This is a genomic window from Nitrospira sp. Nam74, assembly GCF_965152615.1.
Genome location: NZ_OZ224220.1, coordinates 1,822,112 through 1,845,976 on the forward strand (window position 1 = coordinate 1,822,112; position 23,865 = coordinate 1,845,976).

The following is a 23,865-nucleotide window of genomic DNA, read 5'->3' on the forward strand; positions in this document are numbered from 1 at the left end:
CCCCAGGCGCGCCAAGACGCGCTCCTTCCCGGTGGGTACATTGAGGATTTCTTTGAGTGGAGAACGAAGTAGGGGATCGTTTTCAGCGCCCCCACGTTTATTTGGTGAGCTGCTGCACGATGTGGCCCAACTCAGGCAAGATGAGTGATTCCATGGCCAGACGGACCGCGCCTTCTGATCCCGGTGTAGAGAACACGATCCGTCCGCGAAAAACGCCGGCCGTCGCCCTCGTCATGATGGCGGACGAGCCGATATCCTTGTAGGTCAGATAGCGGAAGATCTCGCCGAAGCCGACCAATCGTTTTTCCAACATGCCATCGACCGCTTCGAATGTCGAATCCCGACTGGAAATTCCCGTCCCACCGTTCACGAGAATCGCCTGGACGGCTTCATCGGCGGTCGCCTCTTCGATCAGTCTTTGGATATGGTCCGGCTCATCCTTAATCACGTGGTAACCGGCTACGTCATGGCCGTGTTCTTTCAACAGGCGCATCATCAATTGGCCGCTGGTGTCGGTTTGAGCGTTGCGGGTATCGCTGCAGGTAATGACGACGCACGTCACGGTCTGGGGCGCATGAGCCTTGTGCTCTTCATGCGCATGACCTGACTGATGAGAGGGGTGCTTCAGCACCTTATCCCCACACGGAATTGGGTTTGAGCCGTTCAACTGGAGTGCCTTTGCCGATGTGCTCGTCCAGAATAGCGGGAACGTCCGCTTCCTTCACTTGGGAGTACCATGTTGCGTCGGGATAGACGACGACTGTCGGTCCTTGTTCACATGGACCCAAACAGGCCGAACTCGTGACGAGCACGTTGCCCGGCATAATGCCTCGTTCCATCAGACCCATGTTGAACGCCTGGAGAAGACCGGCGGAGCCGGCTGCGCCGCACGAAGGTTTGGGGTGGCCCGGGGGACGAGAATTCGTGCAGACCAGAATGTGGTATTTCGGCTTCGGCATCATGTCTCCTTAGGTTAAGCGGAACGTTCTCCGCCGTCAGCTACGGTATTCGGTTTCTTTATGAAAAGAACTAGAGCCTGATAACTGAGAGCTGACTGCTCACAGCTATTTCGGCGTAAATGATTTCCAGGTCTCCAGGCACTCCTGCGGCAACTTCCAATGGGCGACCCCTTTCATCACCCACTCAAGGTAATGGTCCTTAGGTTTGAACTTGCCGATCGGCGTCGCGACATGTGTCGTGACAAGTTCTTTTTCGCCATCTTCTTTGATGACGGTCACTTGAACGTGACGAAACGCATTTGGCGGCACCTCGTCTTCGAACGTGTCCAGAATCTTCAGGTCTTCATCAGTGACGTCGGCAATGATTCCCCAGACTCGTTCGCCAGGAGATGGGGTAACACTGGCGAGCCCGGACCTCCATTGGGAAGACCATCGGCAAAAGTGTATGGCATGATCAGGGAGATACGCCTTGGCGATGAATTGATGTTCAGGCGCACGGCGCTTGAATTGTGTCGGATTTAAGTTGTCCCCATAAAAGAAAAATTTCATAAAACTCACGCTGCATATGGTTGTGCGAGGGGTACTTGTACCATAGGGGATTGCCGCCTTGTCAAGGACCATGACCAGCTGAGGGCGCTTCACATTGACAGTGCTTCACTACGGCGGCTATGCTCCCTTCATGAGACTGCGTGCTTCATGGAGTCAATCTTCTGCTAGTTCTAGTGCTCCTCGCTGACTTTCCTCACTATGCCGGCCGAAACGAAATCGCTACCCTGGGTTAAGATCGCCCATTACGTCGTGTTTGGACTACTCGGAATCGGAGCCATAGCGTATGTGCTCTTCAGGCCTTCGTTTCTGGATCCCATGTCGGATCCTGAAGCGGCCGAAGCCATGGCGTTGGTCCAGACGCACCGTGCTCAGCAGTCGCCCACGATCCGACAAGCCATCACCGACCGCGTAAAAGGGCTCTCTGACAAAGGGCGCGGAGTGAATCTCAGGGAATGGCGAGTGGAACGTGAACCGTCAGGGACGTATCTCGTACGAGTCTCGATTCGGGAACAGGTGACTGTGGAATGGTTCGAACGAAACTACCTCTGGCGCGTCGATGTCGCGAAGCGGACAGTCGTGCCCTTAACCATCCCGGCGTCCACGCTGATGCCGCCAGAGGAAACCGGAAATCAACCGATGTAAGAGGGGTTGTGTGCCGAATGACCCGTGTCATCGTTCGGGAGAAGGACGTGAATGATGTCGTTCTCAACGTGGACTTGAAAGCAGCTCACCCTGATTTCAGGGTTTTCCGGTCGTTTGCCGGTTCGCACATTGTAACGCCAGCCATGCCAGGGACATTCGATCAGCTCCCCATCCAATGACCCTTCGCCCAGGGGGCCGCCGGCATGGGGGCAGGTGTTATCTACGATATACACGGTTCCGCCAACATTACAGACAGCCACACCAATTCCATCTGCTTCGACTGAACGGCATATTCCCGGCGGAACATCTGCCAATTTGGCGACAGGGACGATCTTCACCAGAGACTCCCGAAAAATCGAACAGCCAGTGTACTGAGAATAACGGGTGGCTTCAAGCCCCAGGCCGGGTCACAAGAATTTGAATTTATGTGATAAATGTGGCATATGTACGGGGACTCGGATGATAGAACTAAGCTATGCTAGGCTTATGAGAGAGGGGATATGGAGCTGACCTTACTCTTGAATTCGACCTACGAGCCGTTGAGGGTGCTGCATTGGCAAAAAGCGATCACGCTGCTGTGGCAAGGAAAGGTAGAGGTACTGGAGGTCTATGATCGTGAGATCCATGGCATCTCGATCTCTATCAAACTTCCGGCAGTCATGCGTCTGCTCAAAATGGTCAAGCTCAAAGACAGCCATCGCGCGGTCAAGTTTTCACGGATCAATATCTTCACCAGAGACGGCTACGCCTGTCAGTATTGCAATCACAAGTTCAAGACCGAAGATCTGACCTTCGATCATGTCGTTCCGATCGCCAAGGGTGGCAAAAAGACATGGGAAAATATTGTCACGGCGTGTTGGCGCTGCAATAACCGGAAAAGCGGACGCACCCCGGAGGAAGCGAACATGCGACTGGCCAGAAAACCGGTCAAGCCGCGCTGGAATCCGGTTATCACAATTACCATCGGGATCCGGAATGCGCCCGAAAGCTGGCGGGACTATCTTTATTGGAACATGGAGTTGGACACCGATCCGGCTGACGGCTAGAGTGCCTTATTAATGACGATCTCCACGTCCGTGGCTCCCGGCAGCGTCGGATTCTTTTCAAACCGACCTTCTAAATCTCCTGGTTGAGCCGGACCGGCCATCCCATCCTTATCCAGACGGGCAATGACGTCGACCATTCCCCTCAGTTCCGATCCTTCGACCATCATATCCTTATTCGTGATTTCAAATGCCACGGGGAACTGTGGATGATCAATCCGTTTGGCCGCAAGCGGGCGGGGTGCGCTTCCAGGACGTCTCACGATGATAAACAAGACATCGGTGGGTCCCACTTTGGAGGCCAATTCAGGATCAATGTTCACATGCCCGGCAATGACCCCGCTGCCTTGTGGTTGCTCACATCCATGCGCCAACCCCATCCATGCCGCAATTCCAGCGAGCAGAATAATTCCTCCAGCCATACTGAGCGTCCGAACCGTCTCCTGTGTCATGCAAACCTCTTTTTCAACAATTCAATCGCCCCGGTTGTAAGCGCCTGGCATTATACAGGGAGACCTGGCATGTTTGGAAAGAGCGTTTACGTGGAAAATCCTGGTGCTGTATGATACGGCCTGCTTTTAAGGAAAGGGGAACGATGGCAACCAATCCTGGGTTTCAAGTATCGATCGATGTGAAGGGCCGTCCATGCCTGGTGCTGGGAGGGGATGACGAAGCAGCGGACAAGGTGCAGCGGCTCCTCGATGCCGGTGCGAAGGTGACGGTGATTCACCCCACGTTGAACGACGCACTACGCCGATTGACGGCATCAGGCAAAATCATTCACCGTGTCAGGACGTTTCGAGCGCCCGATGCCGAAGGCGCCATGCTGGTCATCAATACGCTGAAAGGTGATCAACAATACACGCGATCCCTGTATGAATTGGCGCAGAAGGACAAGTTTCTCCTGTGCTCGGTCGATCAGCCGGAACTGTCAACCTGTATGATGCCGGCCCTGGTCAATCGCGGCCATCTTCGTCTCGCGGTCAGCACCAGCGGCGTGGCCCCTGCGTTAGCGAGCCGGCTTCGCCAAGATTTGGAAACGGTGTTCGATGCCGAGTTTCAATCGTTCTTGGAATGGCTCAGGCGGGTCCGTGAAGACGCTCAAGCGACAGAGGCGGAGGAAGAATGCCGGCGCGCGCTCCTACGCGAGGCGGTCGAGGGCTTCAAATTGTCGGCATCGGTGACCTATCCAAAGGCGTGGCTAGAGGAGCGCGGGAAGCGATGATAGGCGTGAAGTCACCTCCCGCGGTGTCATTCAGATCGAGTAATCACCGAATCATTTTGGGAAGGAGTGGCCATGGTTTTGCTGGAGTTCAGTATGTCGCCACTAGGCAAAGGGGAGAGCGTCGGGAAATACGTCTCACGATCGTTGGATATCATCGACAAGAGCGGTGTGGACTATCGGCTCAATCCCATGGGTACCGTCTTGGAAGGAGAGTGGGAGGACGTGATGGACATCGTCCGCCAATGCTACGACCGCATGAGGAAAGACTGTAACCGCGTCTCGTGCACGATTAAGATCGACTACCGTAAAAACCACAAGGGGCGCCTTGCAGGGAAAACGGCTAGCGTGGAGAAGCGACTGAAGAGGAAATTGAAGACGTGAACTCACTAAACTTTCAGGTCAGCTATCACTACACAGCTCCGGCAAGGGTTGAGGAACTTTTGCCATTCCATATGCTAAAAGCTGATGGCTGATCGCTGAGAGCGATTGCTTCAAAACAACGATAATTTCAAATACTTCCCCGGGTGCTGCTTGACATCGGCTACCAGCACTTCCAGTTCAGTGAGCAACTTATCGGCACGAGTGTAGAGTTCGTCCTGGTTGACGAGTTTACCGATCGTTCCTTCTCCATTTTGAATCTTGTTCAGCAGTTGTTCGCCGCGCGTCGTGAAGTCATCGAGGCGGCGATAGAGCGTCGGATCCGCGAGCTTCGCCAGCGTGCCATTTTGGTTATTCAATCTGCCGACAAGGTGCGAGAGATCATCCAATGCGCGATCGGCGCGCCGATAGAAATCTTCGCTTGAGACCAACTTGCCAACCGTCCCTTCACCCTTTTCCACTTTGCTCAAGACACCGATGCTTTTGTCGGCCACCGTCTCGAGCTTCTCCAGAGCTCTCTGCGAATGTTCGTATAAACTCGTGTCGCTGAGTAATTTCCCTGCCGTACCTTGGCCTTCGCCGACCTGAACGAGAATGCGCTGGAGGTCGCCGATGGCCCTATTCAGATGCTCCAACGTGTTCTCGGCACCGGATGCTAAGCCTGTCAGATCCGCTTCAGCCTGGCCATAGAGCACCTGATTTAATGGCAGCAGTGGCTTCGAAGCTGAACCGGGGGACAGATCCAGATATTTGTCGCCGAGGAGCCCCAATGGCCGAATGTGGACCCCGGCGTCTTGATGCAGGTGGCCGAGGACCGACCGCTGAATAGAAAAGAGGATTTCGACAGCATTGGAATCGTTCGCAATGTCGATGCGGCGGACATTTCCCACATCGACGCCGTTCAATCGCACCGGTCCTCCGACTTTCAAGCCATGTGTATGGTCCACCATCGCGCGAAGTTCGGCTTGGCGGCTAATGAAGCTCAGACCATGGCCCATGTTCAAGATGGCCATGATCAACATCACGAGTGCTACGGAGACGACGAGCCCAACTTTCAGTTCCGACCATTTCAGTTGGCTATAGCGTGTCATCCGTTTCTCCTACTCAACCGGGTGAGGGCCGCGTGAGTCCGTCGGGTTCTTCTTCATGTATGCCAGACAGTCAGGGTCGATGAATGCGCGGACGGCAGGATCATGTGAGCGCTTCAACGCTTCCGGGGTGCCTTCAAACACGACGCGGCCGCGTTGGATCATTAGGACGCTGTCCCCGACGCGTTCGGCCGTCGGGAGATCATGTGTCACGACAATCTGAGTGACCTGTTTGGCTTTGAGCTTCAGAATGAGCCGCGTGACCAGGCATGTGTTGATCGGGTCAAGCCCCGCGGTAGGCTCGTCATAGAGAATCACTTCGGCGCCGCTGGCCAGTGCTCTCGCGATTCCGACCCGCTTTCTCATGCCGCCGCTCAATTCAGCCGGCATCTTGTCGAGCACATCTTCGAGGCCGACGAAGGCAAGGCTTTCCTCGACAATCTTCTCGATGTCCGCGTCCGGTATGGTGCCGCGTTCCCAGAGGCGGTAGCCGACATTCTCACGCACCGTCAACGAATCGAACAGGGCGGCGTTTTGAAAAACCATGGCCATCCGCTCGCGGCAACAACGTTGCAGCTCATGTTCACTGAGTCGCGCAATGTTGCGTCCATCGATAAGGATCGATCCTCGATCGGGCCGAGTCAAGCCGAGTACCAACTTGAGAATGGTGGTCTTGCCCGATCCACTGGCCCCAAGAATCACTTTCGTCTCGCCTCGTTGTACGGGAAATGAGACGTCGTGAAGGACTTCACGGCCGCCCAATGTCAATGTGACGCCTGCAAGTTCCAGCAAGAGGGTCATGACCAGACCATGGAAAGCTTCGTCAGGAGAAAATCTGAGCCGAGCACGAGAATTGACGACGTCACCATCGACTGGGTCGTTGACCGGCCGACACCGACAGTCCCCCCTTTTGTTCGCAATCCGGTATAGCACGCGACCATGGCAATGAGAAATGCGAAGACCACCGGTTTGACTAAGCCGAGGGTCAGGTCTCGTGGCAGCAGCGCCTCTAGCGCCCAGGTCCAATAGAAGTAGGAATCAATGCTCAGCGTGACTGTCGCGATCAACCACCCGCCCACCATGCCGATTCCATCGGTCAGAATCGTCAGGATTGGGATCATCAGAATGCACGCGATCAGGCGAGTGCTGACCAGTTTCTGGATCGGATCGGTCCCTTCCGCGCGCATCGCATCGATCTGCTCGGTCACCTGCATGGAGGCCAGTTCAGAGGCAATGCCGGTGCCGACGCGGCCGGCGATCATGAGGGCGGCCAATACGGGCCCCAGTTCGCGGACGACCGACGTGCTCACCAGCCGTGAGACATAGATGGTCGCGCCATAAGGCTCCAATTGAATGGCTCCCTGAATCGTGAGCACCATACCGGTGAACAGCCCGGTAAGGATGACAATGAAGAGCGAGCCCACGCCGACGCGTTCGATTTGCAAGATGATTTCGGGGAGGTAGCTGCGGGACCCCGCCAGACCGGCGATAGCATGCGCACTGAGCAGCGTAAATTCCTGTATGACTAGGAGTGCGCCGATGACGGTATCTCGAAGTGCAAAGGATGGTGCGACCATTAGTGATGTACACAGAGGTGAACCGCTCCCGTCATTATAAGTGACGGATCCTGATCGAACAATCAGCGATTGCCTGATGGGACTTAGCGGTAGACTCGGCGTACTCGAGGACCAATGGCGCAAAGTACTTCGTAGGGGATCGTCTGGGACCATGCCGCGAGATGGGCTGCCGTAATTCGTAACCCCGCCTGTTGTCCTATCAAGACTGCTTCATCGCCGGCCACGACATTCGGGATGTCCGTGACGTCCACCATGGTCATATCCATACAGATGCGTCCGACGATTGGTGCACGGCGGCCTCTGATCAGCACCGCCCCTCGATCCGACAGAAGGCGGCTATAGCCGTCTGCATAGCCGATCCGGAGGACTGCAATCCGGGAAGGGCGGCAAGCGGTAAAGACGCGGTTATAGCTGACGCTTTCACCGGGAGCGATTGCCCGCACCTGCACGACACGGGTCACGAGGCTGAGAATGGGTCGAAGGTCGGGAGGACTGTTAAAATGCGTGACCGTATGATAGCCGTAGAGCATAATTCCCGGCCGCACCATTGTAAAATGGGCTGACGGGTGGAGCAAAATGGCTGCACTATTCGCGGCATGGATGAGGGGAATGTGTATGCCGGACGCCTTCAATCGATCGATGAGTGTGCGAAACAGTTCTATCTGCAGGGTTGTGAAGGCGGGGTCTTCACTGTCTGCGTCTGCGAGGTGAGTCATGAACCCTTCCGCCAACAACGTCTCGGGAAACGGGGAAGACTGAAGAAACGGAAGGACATCATTGTGGCACAGGCCCAGGCGCCCCATCCCTGTATCAACTTTTACATGGACCGGGTAGGGCCGGGCAGCGGAGGGTACCTCCTTCGCGAATTGTTCCGCGATATGACGATCATGGATGATTGGAGTGAGCCGATGGCCGATGACGGCTGCGTTGTGCTCCGGTCTCAGTGCTCCCATCACTAAAATGGGGTGTGGAAGACCGGACTGGCGAAGTTGAATGCCTTCCTCGACAGTCGCGACGCCGAACCGGCGGACGCCCATTCCGGCCAGTGCAGAGGCGATGGCGGCGTCACCATGGCCATAGGCATCAGCCTTGACGACGGCGAGGATGTCGCACCCCTTCGGGATCCGTTGGCGGACTTGGTCCAGATTGTGGCCTAGCGCGGAAAGGTCAATAATGGCGACTGATGAGGGTTCTACGGAATCGGCGTAAGAAGGGCTTTGAGGAAAAGGTGGATTGGACACGCGGGGTCAGATCTCGAGAATCTCCTCTTCCTTTTTCTTAAGAATCTGGTCGACCTTTTGCACGTATTGGTCCGTCAATTTCTGAATGTCGGCTTCTGCTTTTCGCAGATCGTCTTCCGTCAGTTTGGCGTCTTTCTGAAGACGCTTCAGCTCGTCATTCGTCTCGCGCCGAATGGTTCGCAGAGAGATCTTTGATTCTTCACCGTGTTTCTTCGCAAGTTTGATGATATCCTTGCGGCGTTCCTCGCTCAAGGGAGGGACGGGAATTCGAATCATTTTGCCGTCATTAGCGGGATTCAGTCCGAGCCCGGCTGCCGTGATAGCCTTCTCGATTTCTTTGATGAGTTGAGGTTCCCAAGGCTGGACGGTAATCAGGCGGCTTTCGGGAACTGCGACGTTGGCGATTTGCTTCAGCGGAGTTTGATTGCCGTAGTAATCCACCCTGATGCCATCCAGCAGGGCGGTGGAAGCGCGCCCCGTTCGGAGGCCGCCGAGTTCCCGCTTCAAATGGTCCATGGCGGCTTCCATCCGTTCCGTCGCTTTCTGTTTCATCGCAGTTGGCATGAGAGCACCTGTCTTAACGGCCTGAGGCGGTCACCAATGTTCCGATTTTATCGCCTTGCACGACGCGAAGCAAATTTCCCGCTTGTTTTAAATTAAAGACGATTAACGGCAGCTTGTTATCCATGCAGAGGGTAATGGCCGTCGAATCCATGACCTTGAGATTTTGATTCAAAATGGAGAGAAACGGCAATTCGGTGAATTTCTTTGCAGTTGGATGGGTGACAGGGTCCGCCTCGTAGATGCCGTCGACTTTCGTCCCCTTCATCACGACTTCAGCGCCGATCTCCATGGCGCGTAGGACAGCCGCCGTGTCCGTGGAGAAATAAGGGTTGCCGGTCCCGGCAGCGAAGATGACCACCCGTTTTTTTTCGAGATGGCGAATCGCGCGGCGCCGGATATACCCTTCGGCCAATTGGCGCATTTCAATCGCCGATTGCACGCGCGTGGTGATGCTTTTTCGCTCGAGGGCATTTTGCAACGCGAGAGCGTTCAAAATGGTTGCCAGCATGCCCATGTAATCTGCGGAGGCGCGCTCCATGCCGGTGGCACTAGCCGCGATGCCGCGAAAGATGTTTCCTCCGCCGATGACGACGGCAACCTCGACGCCGAGGGCCACCACGGACCCAATCTCACTGGAGACGTCATCCAGGACCTTGGGATGAATGCCATAACCCTGATCGCCGGCCAGCAGTTCACCGCTTATTTTGAGCAGTATCCGCTGGTATTTGGCAGCGGTCATTCGATCCCTAATTGGTAGCGAGTGAAGCGCCGAATGGCCATGTTTTCGCCAATCTTGGCAATCTTCTGCGTTAAGAGATCCTGAATCGTGACGGACGCGTCCCGAATGTACGGCTGCTCCAACAGGCAGGATTCTTGATAGAACCGTTCCAGCTTGCCTTCGACAATCTTCCCCAAGGCCGCTTCGGGTTTTCCCAATTCTTTGGCCTGCGCCTCATAGATGGCTTTTTCTTTCTCGATCACAGCGGCCGGAATATCTTCGCGCTTCACGTACGAGGGCTTGGACGCTGCGATTTGCAACGCGATATCTTTTACGAAGGCCTGAAATTCCTCGTTTCGCGCGACAAAATCCGTTTCGCAGTTCACCTCGACCAGGACGCCGATGCGGTTGCCGGGATGAATGTAGGCGGAGATGGTGCCTTCATTCGTTTCACGCCCGGCTTTCTTTTGCGCAGTGGCCAACCCCTTTTTCCGCAGGTGCTCGATGGCCTTTTCGACATCATTGTCGGACTCCTTTAAGGCATTCTGGCAGTCCATGATGCCGGCCCCTGTCTTTTCACGAAGCTCTTTCACCAGTGTGCTATTGCCTGCCATTCCAATCGCGCTCCTCTTCTGAAGAAAAACCTTGTCGTCAATACCTAAGCTGTAGCCGGCACGTTCTCGACCGCTGCACCGCGGGCCACGCGCATATCAGCCACAGGAAGAGCTTCCGTCTTTTCTCTCTCTTCTTGTAGAGCCCGGAGATGAGAGCCTTCAACGCATGCATCGGCCAAGCGCGAGACAATTAACTTGATGGACCGAATTGCATCATCATTCCCGGGGATCGGGTACGAGATGCCGTCCGGATCGCAGTTCGTGTCGAGGATGGCGATGACGGGGATACTCAAGCGGTTCGCTTCCTGTACCGCAATTCGCTCGATGCGCGTATCGAGGACAAAGATTGCGCCGGGAAGGCGGTTCATATTCTTGATGCCGCTGAGCGTCTTTTCGAGCTTGACGCGTTCTTTTTCCATGTGCCCGACTTCTTTTTTGGTCAAGCGTTGGTGCGTCCCGTCGGTGAGCGCATTTTCGAACTTCTTCAGTTTGTCGATGCTCTTGCGGATGGTCTGGAAGTTAGTCAGCATGCCGCCCAACCAGCGTTGGTTGACATAAAACATCTTCGCCCGTTTTGATTCTTCTTCGACGATATCGACGGCTTGACGTTTCGTGCCCACGAAGAGCACTGATTCGCCGGCCGCGACTGAATCGCGAATGAAGTCATAGGCTGCTTGAAACCGTTGGACAGTCTGCTGGAGATCGATGATATAGATGCCATTGCGCTCGCCGAAAATAAACTTCTTCATTTTCGGATTCCAGCGGTTCGTTTGATGGCCGAAGTGGACGCCTGCTTCCAGCAATTCTCGAATCGCGATCATACCGTCACCCCCCTTCCTCGGCTTGCGGAGCGCCTGCGCCAACAGGCGAGAGGTCTTACCCCTTATTCCCAAGCAAAGTGACGTGCATACACGCCAATGTGAATTTTGATAATTCGCCTGCCGATGGCAGGCGCGCTTCTAGAAAGCACCGAACGTAAAGCCTTGGGAAGTTAGCACAGCTGGACATGCAATGCAAGATGCAGAAAGCGCCGATCGTATAGGCATCGCAAAAAGTGGGTCATGAGCGATAGGAGGCGTTGATGTTGACATAGTCGTAGGACAGGTCGGTGGTCCACAGCCGAGCGAACGATGATCCTAGTCCAAGATCCAGCGTAATAGTAAATTCTTTCCGACGCACGATCCGGCTGATTTGCCGTTCGGCAGAGCGCCCGAGTCCTACGCCGTCCTTCACGATAGCCACCTTATCGAATGCCAAGGCCACACGATGGGGCTCGAGGGGAACTCCCGACCGGCCGAGCGCGGCAATGATCCGTCCCCAATTGGCGTCCTCGCCGAAGAGCGCTGTTTTGACCAGGCTCGATGTGCCGACGGTCCTGACAATCTGCTTCGCCTCCTCAGCGCTTTTTGCTCCTTTCACGACTATTTGGACGACTTTCGTAACCCCTTCGCCATCTCGGCACACTTTCATCGCCAGTGCAAAACAGATGTACTCCAACAGTCGCTGAAACGCCTTGGCGTCCGACGATCCCGCTTGGATCGGAGCATTTCCAGCCAAGCCGTTCGCAAGGCAGAGGACAGTATCGTTCGTGCTCGTATCGCCATCGACAGAAATGCAATTGAAAGACGCGTTCGTGCTTGTGACCAATGCCGCCTGCAGCGCCGGCTGTTCAATCGCCGCATCGGTCGTCAGGTAAGCGAGCATCGTCGCCATGTCGGGATGGATCATCCCTGACCCTTTGGCCATGCCCCCAACGGTGACGGTCCGACCTCCGATGCGGGTGCTGGCGGCCACTTCTTTTGTTTTCAGATCAGTGGTGAGGATGGCGCGCGCCGCCTCATGGCCGCCGGTTTGCCGCACGCGGGACATAATGGTCGGAATACCTTCTCGAATGCGTGCGATCGGAAGAGGTTGTCCGATCACGCCGGTTGAGCCGACAAAAATCTCCTGTGGATCGGCATCAAGACGGCGAGCCACGAGGGTGGCCATTTCTTCGGCATCGGCCATTCCCTGTGGGCCTGTGCAGGCATTGGCATTGCCGCTATTCACAATGATGGCCTGGCCCACACCACGTCGAAGATGCAATCGATCGAGGAGCACGGGAGCAGCGGGGAGGCGGTTGGTGGTAAAGACACCTGCGATGGGACCTGGCTGGGATGAGATTATTAGCGCGAGATCGAGGATTGACGCTTTTTTAATCCCGCAATGAATCCCGGCTGCCAGAAAACCGAGTGGAGCCGTGACACCGCCGCGAAGTAATTTCATAACGTTCGAGTGAGATGTGTCTGAACGTGCTGCCCGTTCATGGAAACACCCCTCCTCCGGTAAGTCCCATCTCTTCGGGGAATCCCAGCATGAGATTCATGGCTTGAAGCGCTTGTCCCGCCGCTCCCTTGATGAGATTATCCAATGCCGCCACTGTGACAACCCATCCAGCCCTCTTATCGACAAAGACATTCAGGTCGCAGAAGTTCGCGCCGCGTACGTGCCGTGGGTTGGGGGATGCGTCGCCTGCCGCAAATCGGATAAATCGCTCTCCTTTATAGAAGTCATGGTACACGGCACGAAGGTGCTCCTGCTCCATCGGTTCCCGCAGTCGGCAATAGGCCGTGCTCAGAATGCCACGGTTCATCGGGACGAGATGCGGCGTGAACATGACTTGAACCGCGCTGTCGTTTCCTGGGGCCACGTTCGAACCGTGCAGTGAGCGGGATCCAAGGAGCCGCAATTCCTGTTCGATCTCCGGAACGTGACGATGCCGGCCGATCTTATAGGCCTCGAGCGATTCATGGGCTTCAGGAAAATGGTACGCCAGTGCAGGACTGCGACCTGCTCCGGACACGCCCGATTTGGCATCGATGATGACGGAATCGGGATGGATCAACCCTCGTGCTGCCAGAGGCGCCAATTGAAGAATGGCCGCCGTCGGATAACAGCCGGGAGAGGCTACGAGTTTTGTTGTTTGAATGTCCTGCCGATAGACTTCGGGTAATCCATATACCGCCTCCTTCAACAATTCCTGATGCGTATGCGGGGTGCTGTACCAGCGTTCATAGTCAGCAGCGCTCTTGAGTCGGTAGTCAGCGCTGAGATCGACGACATGTTTCCCTGCTTTGGCAAAGGCTGCGACTGATGCCAAGGACTTGGTATGGGGTAAGGCTAAAAAGACGGCATCTGCGCGCGTGGCGATTTGGTCAATCTCGATGGGTTCCAACGTCAGAGGAGGCAATACCGAGGCGAGATAGGGGAAGACACTTGCGAGTGAAGCTCCAACCGATTTTTCCGCCGTCGCGGCGACAACCTCCATTCGGGGATGCCCAGCGATGAGTCGAAGCAGTTCTCCACCTGTATAACCGCTAGCCCCAAGGACGGCAATCTTGACTGTGTGGTTGGTGGACACGCGGTCCTCCTACATTCTGAACGGCAACATGAAAACGACATAAAAAAGGGAAGGCCCGACGGCCTTCCCTTTTCTGATGCACAGATTGGCCGATTACCGCTTTGAATACTGGAAGCGCTTTCTGGCGCCTTTTTGTCCGTACTTCTTCCGTTCTTTCACGCGCGAATCGCGTGTGAGGAACCCTTCCTTCTTCAAGGCCTCTCGAAAAGCCGGATTCAAGTCTATGAGGGCTTTGGCAATTGCATGCCTCAAGGCCCCCGCTTGTCCGGTGGTCCCGCCGCCGCTGACGGTCGCCAGCACGTTGCATTTGCCGGTCATGCCGGTGACTTCAACGGGAGACAAGATCAGCGTCCGGAGTGTCGGCCTCGGGAAATATTCTTCTAATGGTTTTGTATTGACCGTCATGTCGCCTGCGCCGGCTGAAACCCAAGCCCTCGCAATCGCGTATTTTCGTTTGCCGGTGGCGTAATGTGTGGCTGCTGCCATCTGGTATCTCCTTCTATCCTGCGAGTGTCGCTTTGCCGTGCTAATTAAATTGTCGAGCTTACATTGCGAGCGATTCAGGCGACTGAGCCTGATGTGGATGTTCCGATCCTGCGTATATTTTTAGCTTTCTGGCCATTTGTTTGCCCAATGGATTTTTAGGCAACATGCCTTTAATGGCTTTGTTGAGCAAATCCGTTGGATTTTTTTCGTGTAGCTGCTCCGCCGTCATGGTCTTAAACCCGCCCGGATAGCCGGTGTGGTGCGTATAGGTCTTTGTTTTCATCTTCTCGCCGGTCAAATGAATTTTCTCGGCATTGATGATGACGACGTGGTCCCCGGTGTCGACGTGGGGGGTAAACGTCGGCTTATGCTTGCCTCTCAACAAAATTGCCACGCGGGCTGCCAACCGGCCTAGCGTTTTGCCACTGGCATCGACCACATACCATTTCCGAACCACTTCCGCCGGCTTAGCCAAATACGTTTTCATACCGTTCTCCTCATGCTCCTCTGACTACACTTCATATTTGCCGAAATGCTTTGAATCGAGCTTTTCCAACCACGCATCCAACTTTCCGCCGCCGCGTTGCTTCAACACGTCTGCGGTCACATAGATCGGACTATGCGTCCGTAAGGCCAGGGCAATCGCGTCACTTGGTCGAGAGTCGACGGTCCGTTCAGAATCCTTTGAGATGAGAGAGATCGACGCATAGTAGGTGTTATGTTTGACGTCTGTAATGACCACTCGACTCACTTTCATGCCCAAATGCTCGGTAAAGCTCTTAATCAAATCGTGACTCATAGGGCGCGGTGTCACGATATCTTCCATAGCCAATCGAATCGCATTCCCTTCTGCGGTGCCGACCCAAATTGGAAGAACTTCGGTGTTCTGCTCGTCCCGCAGAATAACAATGTGCGTCTCCGTATTCGGATCCGCAACGACCCCGTGCACAGTTAGTTGAATGAGATCGTTGGATGGTTCGTTGTGTTCCATGCTGCCGCTCGATGTCGATCGAAGTCGTGCTTCATCTGCATCAACAATATAAAACCTCTGCTCGTCCCACGATGCCCCTCGAGCCGGACGGCCGAGGGGATGTGTCAAAGAGAAGAGAGATGCCGAGAGGAATGCCTATCTATGGTGCTGCGCTACGATTCGTATTTGCCGAAATCTTCCGGCTTCAAATTTTCCAACCATTGGTCAAGCTCTTCAGACGCTTGTTTACGAATGACATCCTCATTGGCAAAAATCGGCGCATTGGTTCTCAGTGCCAACGCGATGGCATCGCTAGGCCTGGAGTCGATGGAATACTCGCTGTCTTCGTACATCAGGTGGATCTTCGAGTAATACGTGTTGTCTTTCATATCGGTCACGACCACGCTGATGACTTTGGCATCCACCGTGTCCAACACGGCTTTCATGAGGTCATGGGTCATCGGCCGCGGCGTGGCGATATTTTCGAGCGCAAAACTAATGGAACTCGCCTCAGCCTTCCCCACCCAAATGGGCAACATATCAGAACGATCCTCATCGCGCAGAATAACGATATAGGCGTTATTATAGGGGTCGAACATCAGGCCCCTGACCTTCATCTGCGTAATCATAGTGGGACCCTATAGCGAAAGGTGACAGGAAAAATCACCCTAAAAAGCACGACAATCTATCATTGATTTTCTTTGTTTGTCAACGCTGACGAGAGGAATGGGCGATTACGGAAGGTTGCTCAGATCGAAGGCTACACCCAGAGAGATCAGGGGATAAATTGGCTGTTAATCGTAGAAGGGCGCGTGCGGCGTTACTGGAAGCGCGCACGGTGCCTGGATTCTCTGAAGGGTAGGCCTCGGCTCGCATCGCACTCTGCGTTACTCCAGGGTTGAACGTCACTATGCATACACCGGCGGGCCGGAGCTCATCGGCCATCACTTGACTGAGTCCTTCTGCACCGAAACTCGATGTCGCATAGGCACCCCATCGGGCTCGACCACGTCTGCCTACGGAAGAAGACAAGGTGATGATCGTACCCGCACCTTGTTCTGCCATAACAGAAGCGGCGGCCTGAGACACAAAACATGTCCCGCACAGATTGATGCGCAAGACCTGAACCCACTCTCGGTGCGGGTACTCTACAATGGGAACCGAGGTCCTAAAGATTCCGGCATTGTTGATGAGAATGTCCAGACGACCGTAGCGTTGAACGCGAGTCGCACCAGCGCCTCGGCTTCTCGTGCGATGCCAATGTCTGCTCCGCGCGCACTGGTCTGCCCGCCGGCCGATGCGATGGCCGATACGGTCTCCGCGAGCTGATCCTTTGTTCTCGAACACCGGACGACCTTCGCCCCTTCACGTGCAAACAACTCCGCGGTCGCACGGCCGATCCCGCGACCGGCGCCGGTGATCAATGCGACTTTGGAGCTCAGGCAGCCGCGTATCGGGAATTCGTCCATCGTGCAGGGTGCTCGTTCATGACTCGTGAATGAACACGGAGAGGCAAGATGCGGCGAGCATTGCAGCCCATTCAGCAACGCCAGCAACGTCGGAGAACGGGGCCATGGGCTATGATGACGGAGGTCGATAATTCTGTTCGATTTTAGCGGTATCGGCCGGCTGTCCCCCGAGATTGAGGAAAGCCTTCATCTGGTTTTTGACCAGCTCGCGACCGGTTTCCTCGCCCAGGTTGACCTGGTATTCATTGATGACCATGACTCGCATGCCTTCCCAGGCCTTCCAGCAGGTCTTGCAGACTTTTGATTTCACTTCGGCTTCCAGTCGCCCGAGAAACAACATGTCCGTGATAGCTTCTCCACTTTTTCCACATTTTACGCATTGCACTTCAGTCATCGCTCGCCTCCATCAGAAAACAGTAGCGCAATCATATCATGCATTTTTGAGTGATGAAAAGAGTAGACACGACATAATTGAAAGGTGGGGCGAAGTCGTGCTAGAAAGATCGAGTTACTTAAGAGCAGGGCCCGGATGGCGGAACTGGCAGACGCGCCGGACTCAAAATCCGGTTCTCGCAAGAGAGTGGGAGTTCGACCCTCCCTCTGGGCACCATGCTTTCTTTGTAAGAGAACGACGCAGATTTCTCTGTCCGTTACGTGCTAGAAATTGGCTTGACACGCCATACCGTTTGGCTTATATTTCGCCCGTCTATGGTAATTATTGGCTCAGTGTTCGTCTTGCAGTCTTGTTGTTCATCATCATACTTCTTCAACTTACAAGGAGGCAGCACATGCGTAAGTTCGTAGCATTGGGAGCAGGAATCCTGCTTGCAAGCTCCGTCGGAGTGGCCGGGGCTCAGGAACGCTTGCCGCAGCACTCCGGGTTCGGCACCGGAGTCGGTGAAAGCGCCGGCACTGGGACCCGTTCCCAGGTGTGGGACAAGAATGCGTTGCTGGAGCGGCTCTCGCAGCCGGAGACGATTTCAGGCCGGGTGCTGGCGATCGATCTTCCTGCCGGAAAGATTTTGTTGGAGACCGGTGGCAGTTCGCATGATGAAGGCCGGGCGGGAAGTGGAGCCATGTCGGCGCTCGTGGCGTATCTCGACGAGAAAACCAACATGGACAACGTCAAGGTCGTACAGACCGGCGATGATGTCATGATCACGGCGGTTGAGGCGACGAACGAAAAGCAGCCGTATGGAACCGGCAAAAAAATGGTTCGTGATATTACGGTCATTCGTGGAAACGAGAAGCTTGCCGGATTTGGTGGACTTGGTCAACGACCTGATCCACGGACGGAACGCGGCATCATCACGGAAAGCGGATCTAACCACGGTGGTGTCGTGGGACAGATTCTGCCTGGTGAGATCCAATCAGGCATTACCAGTTCAGTGGGAGAAATGACGGGTGCCGCACCGTGCTGGCAGTGTGAGCCTCAGCCAGGTTGGGGATTCGGCACGCAGAACCGTAGCGACTACGGGACAGGTGACAAGCCGAATCTCGTAAAGCAATAAGCGTCCCAGGACGCGTGAGTGGTGTTATAGCAGCTGAGGGCGGCCAAGCGGCCGCCCTTGGTGTTTTTGCGGTAGTGTGGGATCGCTTAGTCGATGTGATACAGTATTCATAACTCATTTTGCCGCAGCCATGGAATTGAAACAGAGCGAACAAGACAATCACAGTATACAGGCTGACGCAGAATTAGATCTGCGTGGTGTTATTTGCCCTTACAACTTTGTTAAGACGAAGCTGAAGTTGGAATCCATGGAGGCCGGGCAGACTCTTGCCGTTATTCTGGATGATGGCGACCCTATCAACAACGTCCCGCGAAGCGTGAGCGACGATGGCCATATGGTGCTAATCCAGGAACCATGGGCCAAGGCACATCGTGTCATTATTCAGAAACGCTTCGACGGTTAACGTGGCTGGCGGCTTTTCCGCTTCGGCCGTGTCGGTTTCTTTCCTTCAATAATCACTGTAACGTCTCCCTCCAACGGACTCTTGCTGAACATCTGAAGTAACTCAGGAACTCGGCCTCGAAACACTGTTTCGCGTCCGGTCGTCAGATTGCTGGCGGCGACAATCTTTCGCGTGCCGAGTACCGGACCGAACAGGTCAAGCGCCGTCCTAAGCTGCTTGACCGAAATAAAAAGGACGGCCGTGCGTGCTTCGTCGGCCAATGCCGCAACGAGTGTTCGACGCGCGGAGGATGCCTGCGGAAACAGTCCGAGGAACACGAACTCGTCGCATGGCAGACCTGATGCGGATACTGCCGCCACGACAGCGGAAGCGCCGGGCACAGGACTCACCGCAATGCCTGCCGCCAATGCTCTAGAAATGAGAAAGGCCCCCGGGTCTGCGATCACCGGTGTTCCTGCATCGCAGACTAAGGCCACATGATGGCCGTCTTGAAGACGATTGAGAATCACTGGCGTCTTCTCTTCTTTGTTGAGCTGATGATAGGTGGTTACCGGTGTGTCGATTGCATGATGATCGAGAAGCTTCCTGGTCACCTGGGGGGTTTCAGCCGCAATAAACTGCACATCACGTAAGATCTGAACGGCCCGAAACGTCAGATCGTCGAAATTTCCAATGGGGGTACTGACGAGGTAGAGTGTTCCCGGCATCAAGATTCAGCAGTGCAAGGCTAGTGGCCATGGTACAGAGGACAGACCGGAAAAGTCTATGTCGATCGGCGAGCTTCCATTAGGCTCCATGCCTCGGCGCTTTGCCCCTGCAAGCGGCTATGCTAAGATTTTGCGCCACCCTTCAGAATCGCGCCTTAGGATTGTTCATGGAATCGAATCTCGACATCAATGCCTCTTGCGAATGGACCAAGGCTGATTATTCGTTCTGTCCGAAATGCGGCGGTTCACTCTGCCGACGATCGATCAAAGCGGGTGAGCCGGATCGACTCGTGTGTCTCTCCTGTCAGTTCATCTTTTTTTTAGATCCGAAAGTCGCCGTCGGCACGATCATCCCTCATGACGGAGGGATTCTTCTGGTGAAGCGCGCGATCGAACCGGCCTACGGGAAATGGGTATTCCCCGGTGGGTTCGTAGACCGGGGCGAACGAGTGGACGAAGCGGCGGTTCGAGAAACACGAGAAGAAAGTTGTGTAGACGTGAAGATTTCGCAACTGCTCAACATCTACTCCTATACCAACCATCCAGTGATCATTATTGTCTATGTCGGCGAAATCATCGGAGGCCTCCCTGCGGCGGGCGATGAGACGTTGGATGTCGGTATTTTTCGCCCGGCCGACGTGCCGTGGGGCGAATTGGCATTCCCAAGTACGTCCCAAGCGCTGCATGACTACCTTGCGACCATACACCAAGCCAAGATTTCTTGACTGTCTTATTTTTAAGCGGCTATAATCCTCCGCTTGTCGCTTCATTTTTGATAGGAATTTTGCGAGGATAGATGAATGCCGGTCATGTTTCTTATGACCACCATCGTGCTGTATTTCGTCGGCACAGGGTTTTATCTGGCCTATCTTGTCCGTCGCTCCGAAGCGCTGTCGCGAGTGTCTTTGATCATCACGGGAGTCGGATTTCTCACTCATTCAGTGGCGCTGGCGGCAAGAATGGTTGCTGAACAGCAAGTCCCGCTCACTAGTTCGCATGATGCCATTTCATTCTTCTCATGGGCGCTGGTGCTGGTGTTTTTGATTGTCGAGCTTCGGCATGGGATCCATATCCTCGGCTCATTTATTCTTCCTTTGGCTCTGATTTCGTTAGTCTCCGCCGCGGCATTGCCTAAGGAAGTGCCGACGCTGGAGCCGGTGCTCAAAACTGTGTGGCTGCACGTGACGCTGAGCATTCTCGGTACGGTGGGCTTTGCCGTCGCGTTTGTCGCAGGGATCATGTACTTGATTCAAGATCGGCTCCTGAAGTCCAAGCGCTTCAATGTGCTGTACAGCAAATTGCCCCCATTGGATTTTCTCGACCACCTGAATCAGCAATCCATTGTACTGGGATTTCCGTTATTGACCTTGGGAATCATTGTCGGAGCAGTTTCCGCGGAGTTTGCCAAAGGATCGTTCGTGAGCTGGAATCCCGAACAAACATGGGCCTTGGTGACCTGGGTCTTTTATTTCGCTGTCCTCGTCGGTCGTTTGACCGTTGGATGGCGAGCCAAGCGTGCTGCCTATCTCACCATTATCGGATTTGCCGGGGTCATTCTGACCTTCATCGGTGTAGTAGTGAAGGGACACGGGCCGGGAGCCTGAGACCATGCATCTTATTGTGGTCGGACTCAGCCATAAAACCGCTCCCATTGAGGTGCGTGAAAAGTTAGCGGTGCCGGCCAGTCGGCTTGGAGAGGCCCTGCATCGACTTTGTGTATACCCGGGTATCAAGGAAGGCTTTTTACTCTCGACCTGTAACCGAGTCGAGGTCTATGCGGTGGTTGAAGAGATGGAGGCCGGATACGCCGGTGTGCAAAGCTTCTTGGCGGATACACATCTGGCGCTCACCTCGGATCAATTGACTCCGCATCTGTACCAGCATATTGATGATCGAGCGATCGGCCATCTTTTTCGAGTGGCGGCGAGTCTGGATTCGATGGTTGTGGGCGAACCGCAAATCCTCGGCCAACTGAAAGATGCCTTTGAAGCGGCGCTGACGCATAAAGCCAGCGGACTGATTCTGAACAAAGTGGTGAAAAAAGCCATCTCGGTCGCAAAGCGCGTGCGAACGGAAACCAAAATTGCAGAAGCCGCCGTGTCGGTCAGTTATGCCGCTGTGGAGTTGGCGAAGAAAATTTTTTCCAATCTGAGTGAAAAAACGGTTCTCCTGGTGGGGGCGGGAGAAATGGCGAAGTTGGCGGCTCAGCACCTCGTCAGCAACGGCATTAGGCGAGTCATGATCACCACTCGAGACTCCGTCAGTGCGATGGAATTGGCGAAGCGGTTCACCGGCACCGCGATTCCTTTTGAAGAGTTTCGTCATGCAATGGCGGAAGCCGACATCGTGCTCTGTTCCACGGGCGCATCGCATTACCTCATTCACACGGAGGACGTGCAGCGGGCGGTTCGCTTGCGCATGAACCGGCCCATCTTTCTGATCGATATTTCTGTGCCTCGTAATATCGATCCGGCCGTCAAGGATATCGATAATGCGTTTTTGTTCGATATCGATGACCTCGAAACGCGTGTCGAGCAGAACCGCGAAGACCGCCGGAGTGAGGCGGTGAAGGCCGAGTGCCTCGTCAATGAGGAGGTGGGTGTCATTCAACAATGGATCAAATCCCTTGAAGTCACGCCCCTCATTGTTGCCTTGCGCAAACGCGCCGATGAAATCAAGCAGGCGGAATTAGAAAAGACACTGACTAGGATGAAGCACCTCTCGCCACAGGACCGTGAAGCGATTGAAGCGCTGGCATCAGCCGTCGTGAATAAACTCTTGCACGGGTCACTCGTGACGCTCAAGGCGGAGGCGGATTCCGCAACGTGCGCCCTCTATCTAGAAGCGGCCCGGCGGTTCTTTAATCTGGTGGACAATGGAAGCACCAATCATGTGAGCGGGGCGGCGGACAGCGACGCGGACGACGAGACGAGCGACCTTATCGCCGTTCCGAAGGACCTGAGTCCCGAACACAAACACTAGAGATACAGCAGAGCGTTCCGGCACCATCGGCGACCGATGTTCAACTACTTACATTTGGTATGTGAAATAGTCAGTGCCAAAAGGCCCCAAGTTATATACCTGTCCGAAGTGCCGGCACACTTATCTCGGGCACGATCCCGTACCCGATTGTCCACGGTGCGGTTTTGACTATCGAAGCAAGGAAGGCTTTCGCTGGGACCTGCTCGCGTATTTTGCGGTCATCCTTGCATTGCTGAGCTTCTTTGTGATGTCGTTCTATTACCGGGATGTGGCGAGAATGCCGCAGCAGAATTCGAACACAAGCGGCAATGAGCACGAAAAATTGCCCGGTGCTCGAGACACCCCGTTTCAGAATCCTTATCAGGAGCGAGGCCAGTGACATTGACCGCAGCAATACCGACCATGTCCCGCTCATCCCTGGTCATTGGAACCCGGGGGAGTAGTCTCGCCATCTGGCAGGCCGAGTGGATCCAAGCTCGCCTGCGCGAAATCGCGCCCACTCTGACTGTGACATTACAGCGGATCAAGACATCGGGCGACAAGATTTTGGATGTTCCATTGGCGAAGATCGGCGGCAAAGGCCTCTTCGTTAAAGAGATTGAGGAGGCCCTGTTTCAAGGGGACATCGACCTCGCCGTCCACAGCATGAAAGATGTTCCGACCGTTCTGCCCGATCCTCTGGAAATTCTTTGTGTTCCCGCGCGCGAGGATGTACGGGATGCCTTGATCAGCCGTGAGGGGGTGACGCTGGACCGGTTGCCTCAAGGAGCACGCATCGGCACGAGTAGCCTGCGCCGCCAATCGCAATTGTTGCATTACAGGCCAGACCTGCACATTGCCATGCTCCGAGGCAACCTGGAGACTCGCCTGCGCAAATTGAAACACGGCGACTATGATGCGATTGTGTTGGCAGCGGCCGGCTTGCGCCGCATGGGGTGGGAGGGAGAGGTGACCGAATATCTCTCGTTGGATGTAAGTTTGCCGGCCATTGGGCAGGGGGCATTGGCGATCGAAGGGCGTCGGGACGATGAGTTCGTTCGCGCGCTCTTGTCCAAACTCAACGATCCGACGACCCATACAGCCGTGACCGCAGAGAGGGCGCTTTTGGATCGGCTGCAGGGCGGCTGCCAGGTCCCCATTGCAGCTCACGCGACGATTGAGCAGAATCGTCTCTCGGTGGCCGGTCTTGTCTCCAGCACGGACGGGAAGACGCTGATTCGCGATGCGATCGCCGGCGGCGTCTCCGAGCCCCGGGCCTTGGGCATTCGTTTGGCGGAGCAACTCTTAGCGGCGGGTGGCGATGTAATCTTGCGGGATATCTATAGCCAGGCGTAAACCA

General features: G+C 55.0%; 32 protein-coding genes, 1 tRNA gene and 1 pseudogene. 12 read left to right on the forward strand and 22 right to left on the reverse strand.

The window, feature by feature from the left end; all coding sequences use genetic code 11:
* Positions 1 to 97 precede the first annotated feature (97 nt).
* From ACWHYZ_RS08720 to ACWHYZ_RS08730, 3 genes are all read right to left on the reverse strand, one after another.
* On the reverse strand, positions 98 to 631 hold the full coding sequence (locus ACWHYZ_RS08720; RefSeq protein ID WP_447986887.1) for a MogA/MoaB family molybdenum cofactor biosynthesis protein: 534 nt from the start codon (positions 629 to 631) through the stop codon (positions 98 to 100).
* A 1-nt stretch (position 632) separates the two neighbouring features.
* Positions 633 to 962, reverse strand: coding sequence for a (2Fe-2S) ferredoxin domain-containing protein (locus tag ACWHYZ_RS08725; protein WP_447986888.1), 330 nt, complete (start codon positions 960 to 962; stop codon positions 633 to 635).
* Positions 963 to 1,064: 102 nt separating this feature from the next.
* Entirely contained in the window at positions 1,065 to 1,508 is a 444-nt protein-coding gene (locus ACWHYZ_RS08730) for a gamma-glutamylcyclotransferase family protein (protein ID WP_447986889.1), read from the reverse strand.
* Between the two features lie 198 nt (positions 1,509 to 1,706).
* Here ACWHYZ_RS08730 and ACWHYZ_RS08735 point away from each other — a divergent pair, with 198 nt between their 5' ends.
* Positions 1,707 to 2,150 carry a hypothetical protein gene (locus tag ACWHYZ_RS08735; RefSeq protein WP_447986890.1) on the forward strand — a complete coding sequence of 148 codons (444 nt, stop codon included), beginning with the start codon at positions 1,707 to 1,709 and terminating at the stop codon, positions 2,148 to 2,150.
* Here the strand turns inward: ACWHYZ_RS08735 and ACWHYZ_RS08740 are convergent.
* Positions 2,138 to 2,488, reverse strand: coding sequence for a Rieske (2Fe-2S) protein (locus ACWHYZ_RS08740; RefSeq protein ID WP_447986891.1), 351 nt, complete (start codon positions 2,486 to 2,488; stop codon positions 2,138 to 2,140). The genes ACWHYZ_RS08735 and ACWHYZ_RS08740 overlap by 13 nt on opposite strands.
* A 162-nt stretch (positions 2,489 to 2,650) precedes the next feature.
* Between ACWHYZ_RS08740 and ACWHYZ_RS08745 the strand changes: the two genes are divergently transcribed.
* Positions 2,651 to 3,196 (forward strand): HNH endonuclease, encoded by a 546-nt coding sequence (locus ACWHYZ_RS08745; protein ID WP_447986892.1) that lies wholly within the window; start codon positions 2,651 to 2,653, stop codon positions 3,194 to 3,196.
* On the opposite strand, the gene ACWHYZ_RS08750 is transcribed toward ACWHYZ_RS08745, so the two are convergent.
* Complete coding sequence (locus ACWHYZ_RS08750; protein WP_447986893.1) at positions 3,193 to 3,645, reverse strand: c-type cytochrome biogenesis protein CcmI/CycH; 453 nt, start codon at positions 3,643 to 3,645, stop codon at positions 3,193 to 3,195. The two genes, ACWHYZ_RS08745 and ACWHYZ_RS08750, sit on opposite strands and share 4 nt — an antisense overlap.
* A 143-nt stretch (positions 3,646 to 3,788) precedes the next feature.
* Here ACWHYZ_RS08750 and ACWHYZ_RS08755 point away from each other — a divergent pair, with 143 nt between their 5' ends.
* Both ACWHYZ_RS08755 and ACWHYZ_RS08760 read left to right on the forward strand, forming a co-directional pair.
* A complete protein-coding gene (locus ACWHYZ_RS08755) occupies positions 3,789 to 4,418 on the forward strand; it encodes a precorrin-2 dehydrogenase/sirohydrochlorin ferrochelatase family protein (protein WP_447986894.1) in 630 nt (209 codons plus the stop codon).
* 72 nt (positions 4,419 to 4,490) lie between these two features.
* Positions 4,491 to 4,799 carry an MTH1187 family thiamine-binding protein gene (locus ACWHYZ_RS08760; RefSeq protein WP_447986895.1) on the forward strand — a complete coding sequence of 103 codons (309 nt, stop codon included), beginning with the start codon at positions 4,491 to 4,493 and terminating at the stop codon, positions 4,797 to 4,799.
* A 110-nt stretch (positions 4,800 to 4,909) separates the two neighbouring features.
* On the opposite strand, the gene ACWHYZ_RS08765 is transcribed toward ACWHYZ_RS08760, so the two are convergent.
* The 16 genes and pseudogenes from ACWHYZ_RS08765 to ACWHYZ_RS08840 all read right to left on the reverse strand — a co-directional run bounded on the left by ACWHYZ_RS08765 (position 4,910) and on the right by ACWHYZ_RS08840 (position 17,317).
* Complete coding sequence (locus ACWHYZ_RS08765) at positions 4,910 to 5,887, reverse strand: MlaD family protein (RefSeq protein WP_447986896.1); 978 nt, start codon at positions 5,885 to 5,887, stop codon at positions 4,910 to 4,912.
* Between the two features lie 9 nt (positions 5,888 to 5,896).
* Positions 5,897 to 6,685 (reverse strand): ABC transporter ATP-binding protein, encoded by a 789-nt coding sequence (locus tag ACWHYZ_RS08770; protein WP_447986897.1) that lies wholly within the window; start codon positions 6,683 to 6,685, stop codon positions 5,897 to 5,899.
* Positions 6,682 to 7,461, reverse strand: coding sequence for an MlaE family ABC transporter permease (locus tag ACWHYZ_RS08775; protein ID WP_447986898.1), 780 nt, complete (start codon positions 7,459 to 7,461; stop codon positions 6,682 to 6,684). Before ACWHYZ_RS08775 ends, ACWHYZ_RS08770 begins: the two co-directional genes overlap by 4 nt.
* Positions 7,462 to 7,544: 83 nt before the next feature.
* Positions 7,545 to 8,702, reverse strand: a complete 1,158-nt coding sequence (gene alr, locus ACWHYZ_RS08780) for an alanine racemase (RefSeq protein WP_447986899.1) — start codon at positions 8,700 to 8,702, stop codon at positions 7,545 to 7,547.
* A 6-nt stretch (positions 8,703 to 8,708) separates the two neighbouring features.
* On the reverse strand, positions 8,709 to 9,266 hold the full coding sequence (gene frr / locus ACWHYZ_RS08785; RefSeq protein ID WP_447986900.1) for a ribosome recycling factor: 558 nt from the start codon (positions 9,264 to 9,266) through the stop codon (positions 8,709 to 8,711).
* A gap of 13 nt (positions 9,267 to 9,279) precedes the next feature.
* A complete protein-coding gene (pyrH, locus tag ACWHYZ_RS08790; RefSeq protein WP_447986901.1) occupies positions 9,280 to 10,005 on the reverse strand; it encodes a UMP kinase in 726 nt (241 codons plus the stop codon).
* Complete coding sequence (gene tsf, locus ACWHYZ_RS08795; protein ID WP_447986902.1) at positions 10,002 to 10,598, reverse strand: translation elongation factor Ts; 597 nt, start codon at positions 10,596 to 10,598, stop codon at positions 10,002 to 10,004. Before tsf ends, pyrH begins: the two co-directional genes overlap by 4 nt.
* A gap of 44 nt (positions 10,599 to 10,642) precedes the next feature.
* The gene (gene rpsB, locus ACWHYZ_RS08800; protein WP_447986903.1) at positions 10,643 to 11,419 is read right to left on the reverse strand and encodes a 30S ribosomal protein S2; all 777 of its coding nucleotides are present in this window, start codon (positions 11,417 to 11,419) and stop codon (positions 10,643 to 10,645) included.
* A 238-nt stretch (positions 11,420 to 11,657) separates the two neighbouring features.
* Positions 11,658 to 12,863, reverse strand: a complete 1,206-nt coding sequence (gene argJ / locus ACWHYZ_RS08805; protein WP_447986904.1) for a bifunctional glutamate N-acetyltransferase/amino-acid acetyltransferase ArgJ — start codon at positions 12,861 to 12,863, stop codon at positions 11,658 to 11,660.
* A gap of 37 nt (positions 12,864 to 12,900) precedes the next feature.
* The gene (argC, locus tag ACWHYZ_RS08810) at positions 12,901 to 13,998 is read right to left on the reverse strand and encodes an N-acetyl-gamma-glutamyl-phosphate reductase (RefSeq protein WP_447986905.1); all 1,098 of its coding nucleotides are present in this window, start codon (positions 13,996 to 13,998) and stop codon (positions 12,901 to 12,903) included.
* A 93-nt stretch (positions 13,999 to 14,091) separates the two neighbouring features.
* Complete coding sequence (gene rpsI / locus ACWHYZ_RS08815) at positions 14,092 to 14,484, reverse strand: 30S ribosomal protein S9 (protein WP_447986906.1); 393 nt, start codon at positions 14,482 to 14,484, stop codon at positions 14,092 to 14,094.
* 58 nt (positions 14,485 to 14,542) lie between these two features.
* Entirely contained in the window at positions 14,543 to 14,971 is a 429-nt protein-coding gene (rplM, locus tag ACWHYZ_RS08820) for a 50S ribosomal protein L13 (RefSeq protein ID WP_447986907.1), read from the reverse strand.
* A gap of 24 nt (positions 14,972 to 14,995) precedes the next feature.
* A complete protein-coding gene (locus ACWHYZ_RS08825) occupies positions 14,996 to 15,475 on the reverse strand; it encodes a bifunctional nuclease family protein (protein WP_447986908.1) in 480 nt (159 codons plus the stop codon).
* A gap of 152 nt (positions 15,476 to 15,627) precedes the next feature.
* Positions 15,628 to 16,083, reverse strand: coding sequence for a bifunctional nuclease family protein (locus ACWHYZ_RS08830; protein ID WP_447986909.1), 456 nt, complete (start codon positions 16,081 to 16,083; stop codon positions 15,628 to 15,630).
* Between the two features lie 79 nt (positions 16,084 to 16,162).
* A pseudogene (locus ACWHYZ_RS08835) lies at positions 16,163 to 16,930 on the reverse strand (SDR family NAD(P)-dependent oxidoreductase); the annotation flags it as partial.
* Positions 16,931 to 17,032: 102 nt separating this feature from the next.
* Entirely contained in the window at positions 17,033 to 17,317 is a 285-nt protein-coding gene (locus tag ACWHYZ_RS08840; RefSeq protein ID WP_447986910.1) for a Fe(2+)-trafficking protein, read from the reverse strand.
* Positions 17,318 to 17,446: 129 nt separating this feature from the next.
* On the opposite strand from ACWHYZ_RS08840, the gene ACWHYZ_RS08845 reads away from it, so the two are divergent.
* The 3 genes from ACWHYZ_RS08845 to ACWHYZ_RS08855 all read left to right on the forward strand — a co-directional run bounded on the left by ACWHYZ_RS08845 (position 17,447) and on the right by ACWHYZ_RS08855 (position 18,837).
* Positions 17,447 to 17,533: transfer RNA gene (locus ACWHYZ_RS08845), tRNA-Leu, on the forward strand.
* Between the two features lie 178 nt (positions 17,534 to 17,711).
* The gene (locus ACWHYZ_RS08850; RefSeq protein ID WP_447986911.1) at positions 17,712 to 18,434 is read left to right on the forward strand and encodes a hypothetical protein; all 723 of its coding nucleotides are present in this window, start codon (positions 17,712 to 17,714) and stop codon (positions 18,432 to 18,434) included.
* A 130-nt stretch (positions 18,435 to 18,564) separates the two neighbouring features.
* On the forward strand, positions 18,565 to 18,837 hold the full coding sequence (locus ACWHYZ_RS08855; protein WP_447986912.1) for a sulfurtransferase TusA family protein: 273 nt from the start codon (positions 18,565 to 18,567) through the stop codon (positions 18,835 to 18,837).
* On the opposite strand, the gene rsmI is transcribed toward ACWHYZ_RS08855, so the two are convergent.
* Positions 18,834 to 19,544, reverse strand: coding sequence for a 16S rRNA (cytidine(1402)-2'-O)-methyltransferase (gene rsmI / locus ACWHYZ_RS08860; RefSeq protein WP_447986913.1), 711 nt, complete (start codon positions 19,542 to 19,544; stop codon positions 18,834 to 18,836). The two genes, ACWHYZ_RS08855 and rsmI, sit on opposite strands and share 4 nt — an antisense overlap.
* A 167-nt stretch (positions 19,545 to 19,711) precedes the next feature.
* Here rsmI and ACWHYZ_RS08865 point away from each other — a divergent pair, with 167 nt between their 5' ends.
* The 5 genes from ACWHYZ_RS08865 to hemC all read left to right on the forward strand — a co-directional run bounded on the left by ACWHYZ_RS08865 (position 19,712) and on the right by hemC (position 23,861).
* Complete coding sequence (locus tag ACWHYZ_RS08865) at positions 19,712 to 20,269, forward strand: NUDIX domain-containing protein (protein ID WP_447986914.1); 558 nt, start codon at positions 19,712 to 19,714, stop codon at positions 20,267 to 20,269.
* Between the two features lie 75 nt (positions 20,270 to 20,344).
* Complete coding sequence (gene ccsA / locus ACWHYZ_RS08870; protein WP_447986915.1) at positions 20,345 to 21,148, forward strand: cytochrome c biogenesis protein CcsA; 804 nt, start codon at positions 20,345 to 20,347, stop codon at positions 21,146 to 21,148.
* A gap of 4 nt (positions 21,149 to 21,152) precedes the next feature.
* The gene (hemA, locus tag ACWHYZ_RS08875; protein WP_447986916.1) at positions 21,153 to 22,526 is read left to right on the forward strand and encodes a glutamyl-tRNA reductase; all 1,374 of its coding nucleotides are present in this window, start codon (positions 21,153 to 21,155) and stop codon (positions 22,524 to 22,526) included.
* Between the two features lie 73 nt (positions 22,527 to 22,599).
* Positions 22,600 to 22,905: a hypothetical protein gene (locus ACWHYZ_RS08880; protein WP_447986917.1), complete on the forward strand. Its 306-nt coding sequence runs from the start codon at positions 22,600 to 22,602 to the stop codon at positions 22,903 to 22,905.
* Positions 22,906 to 22,928: 23 nt separating this feature from the next.
* The gene (gene hemC / locus ACWHYZ_RS08885) at positions 22,929 to 23,861 is read left to right on the forward strand and encodes a hydroxymethylbilane synthase (RefSeq protein WP_447987544.1); all 933 of its coding nucleotides are present in this window, start codon (positions 22,929 to 22,931) and stop codon (positions 23,859 to 23,861) included.
* Positions 23,862 to 23,865 lie beyond the last annotated feature (4 nt).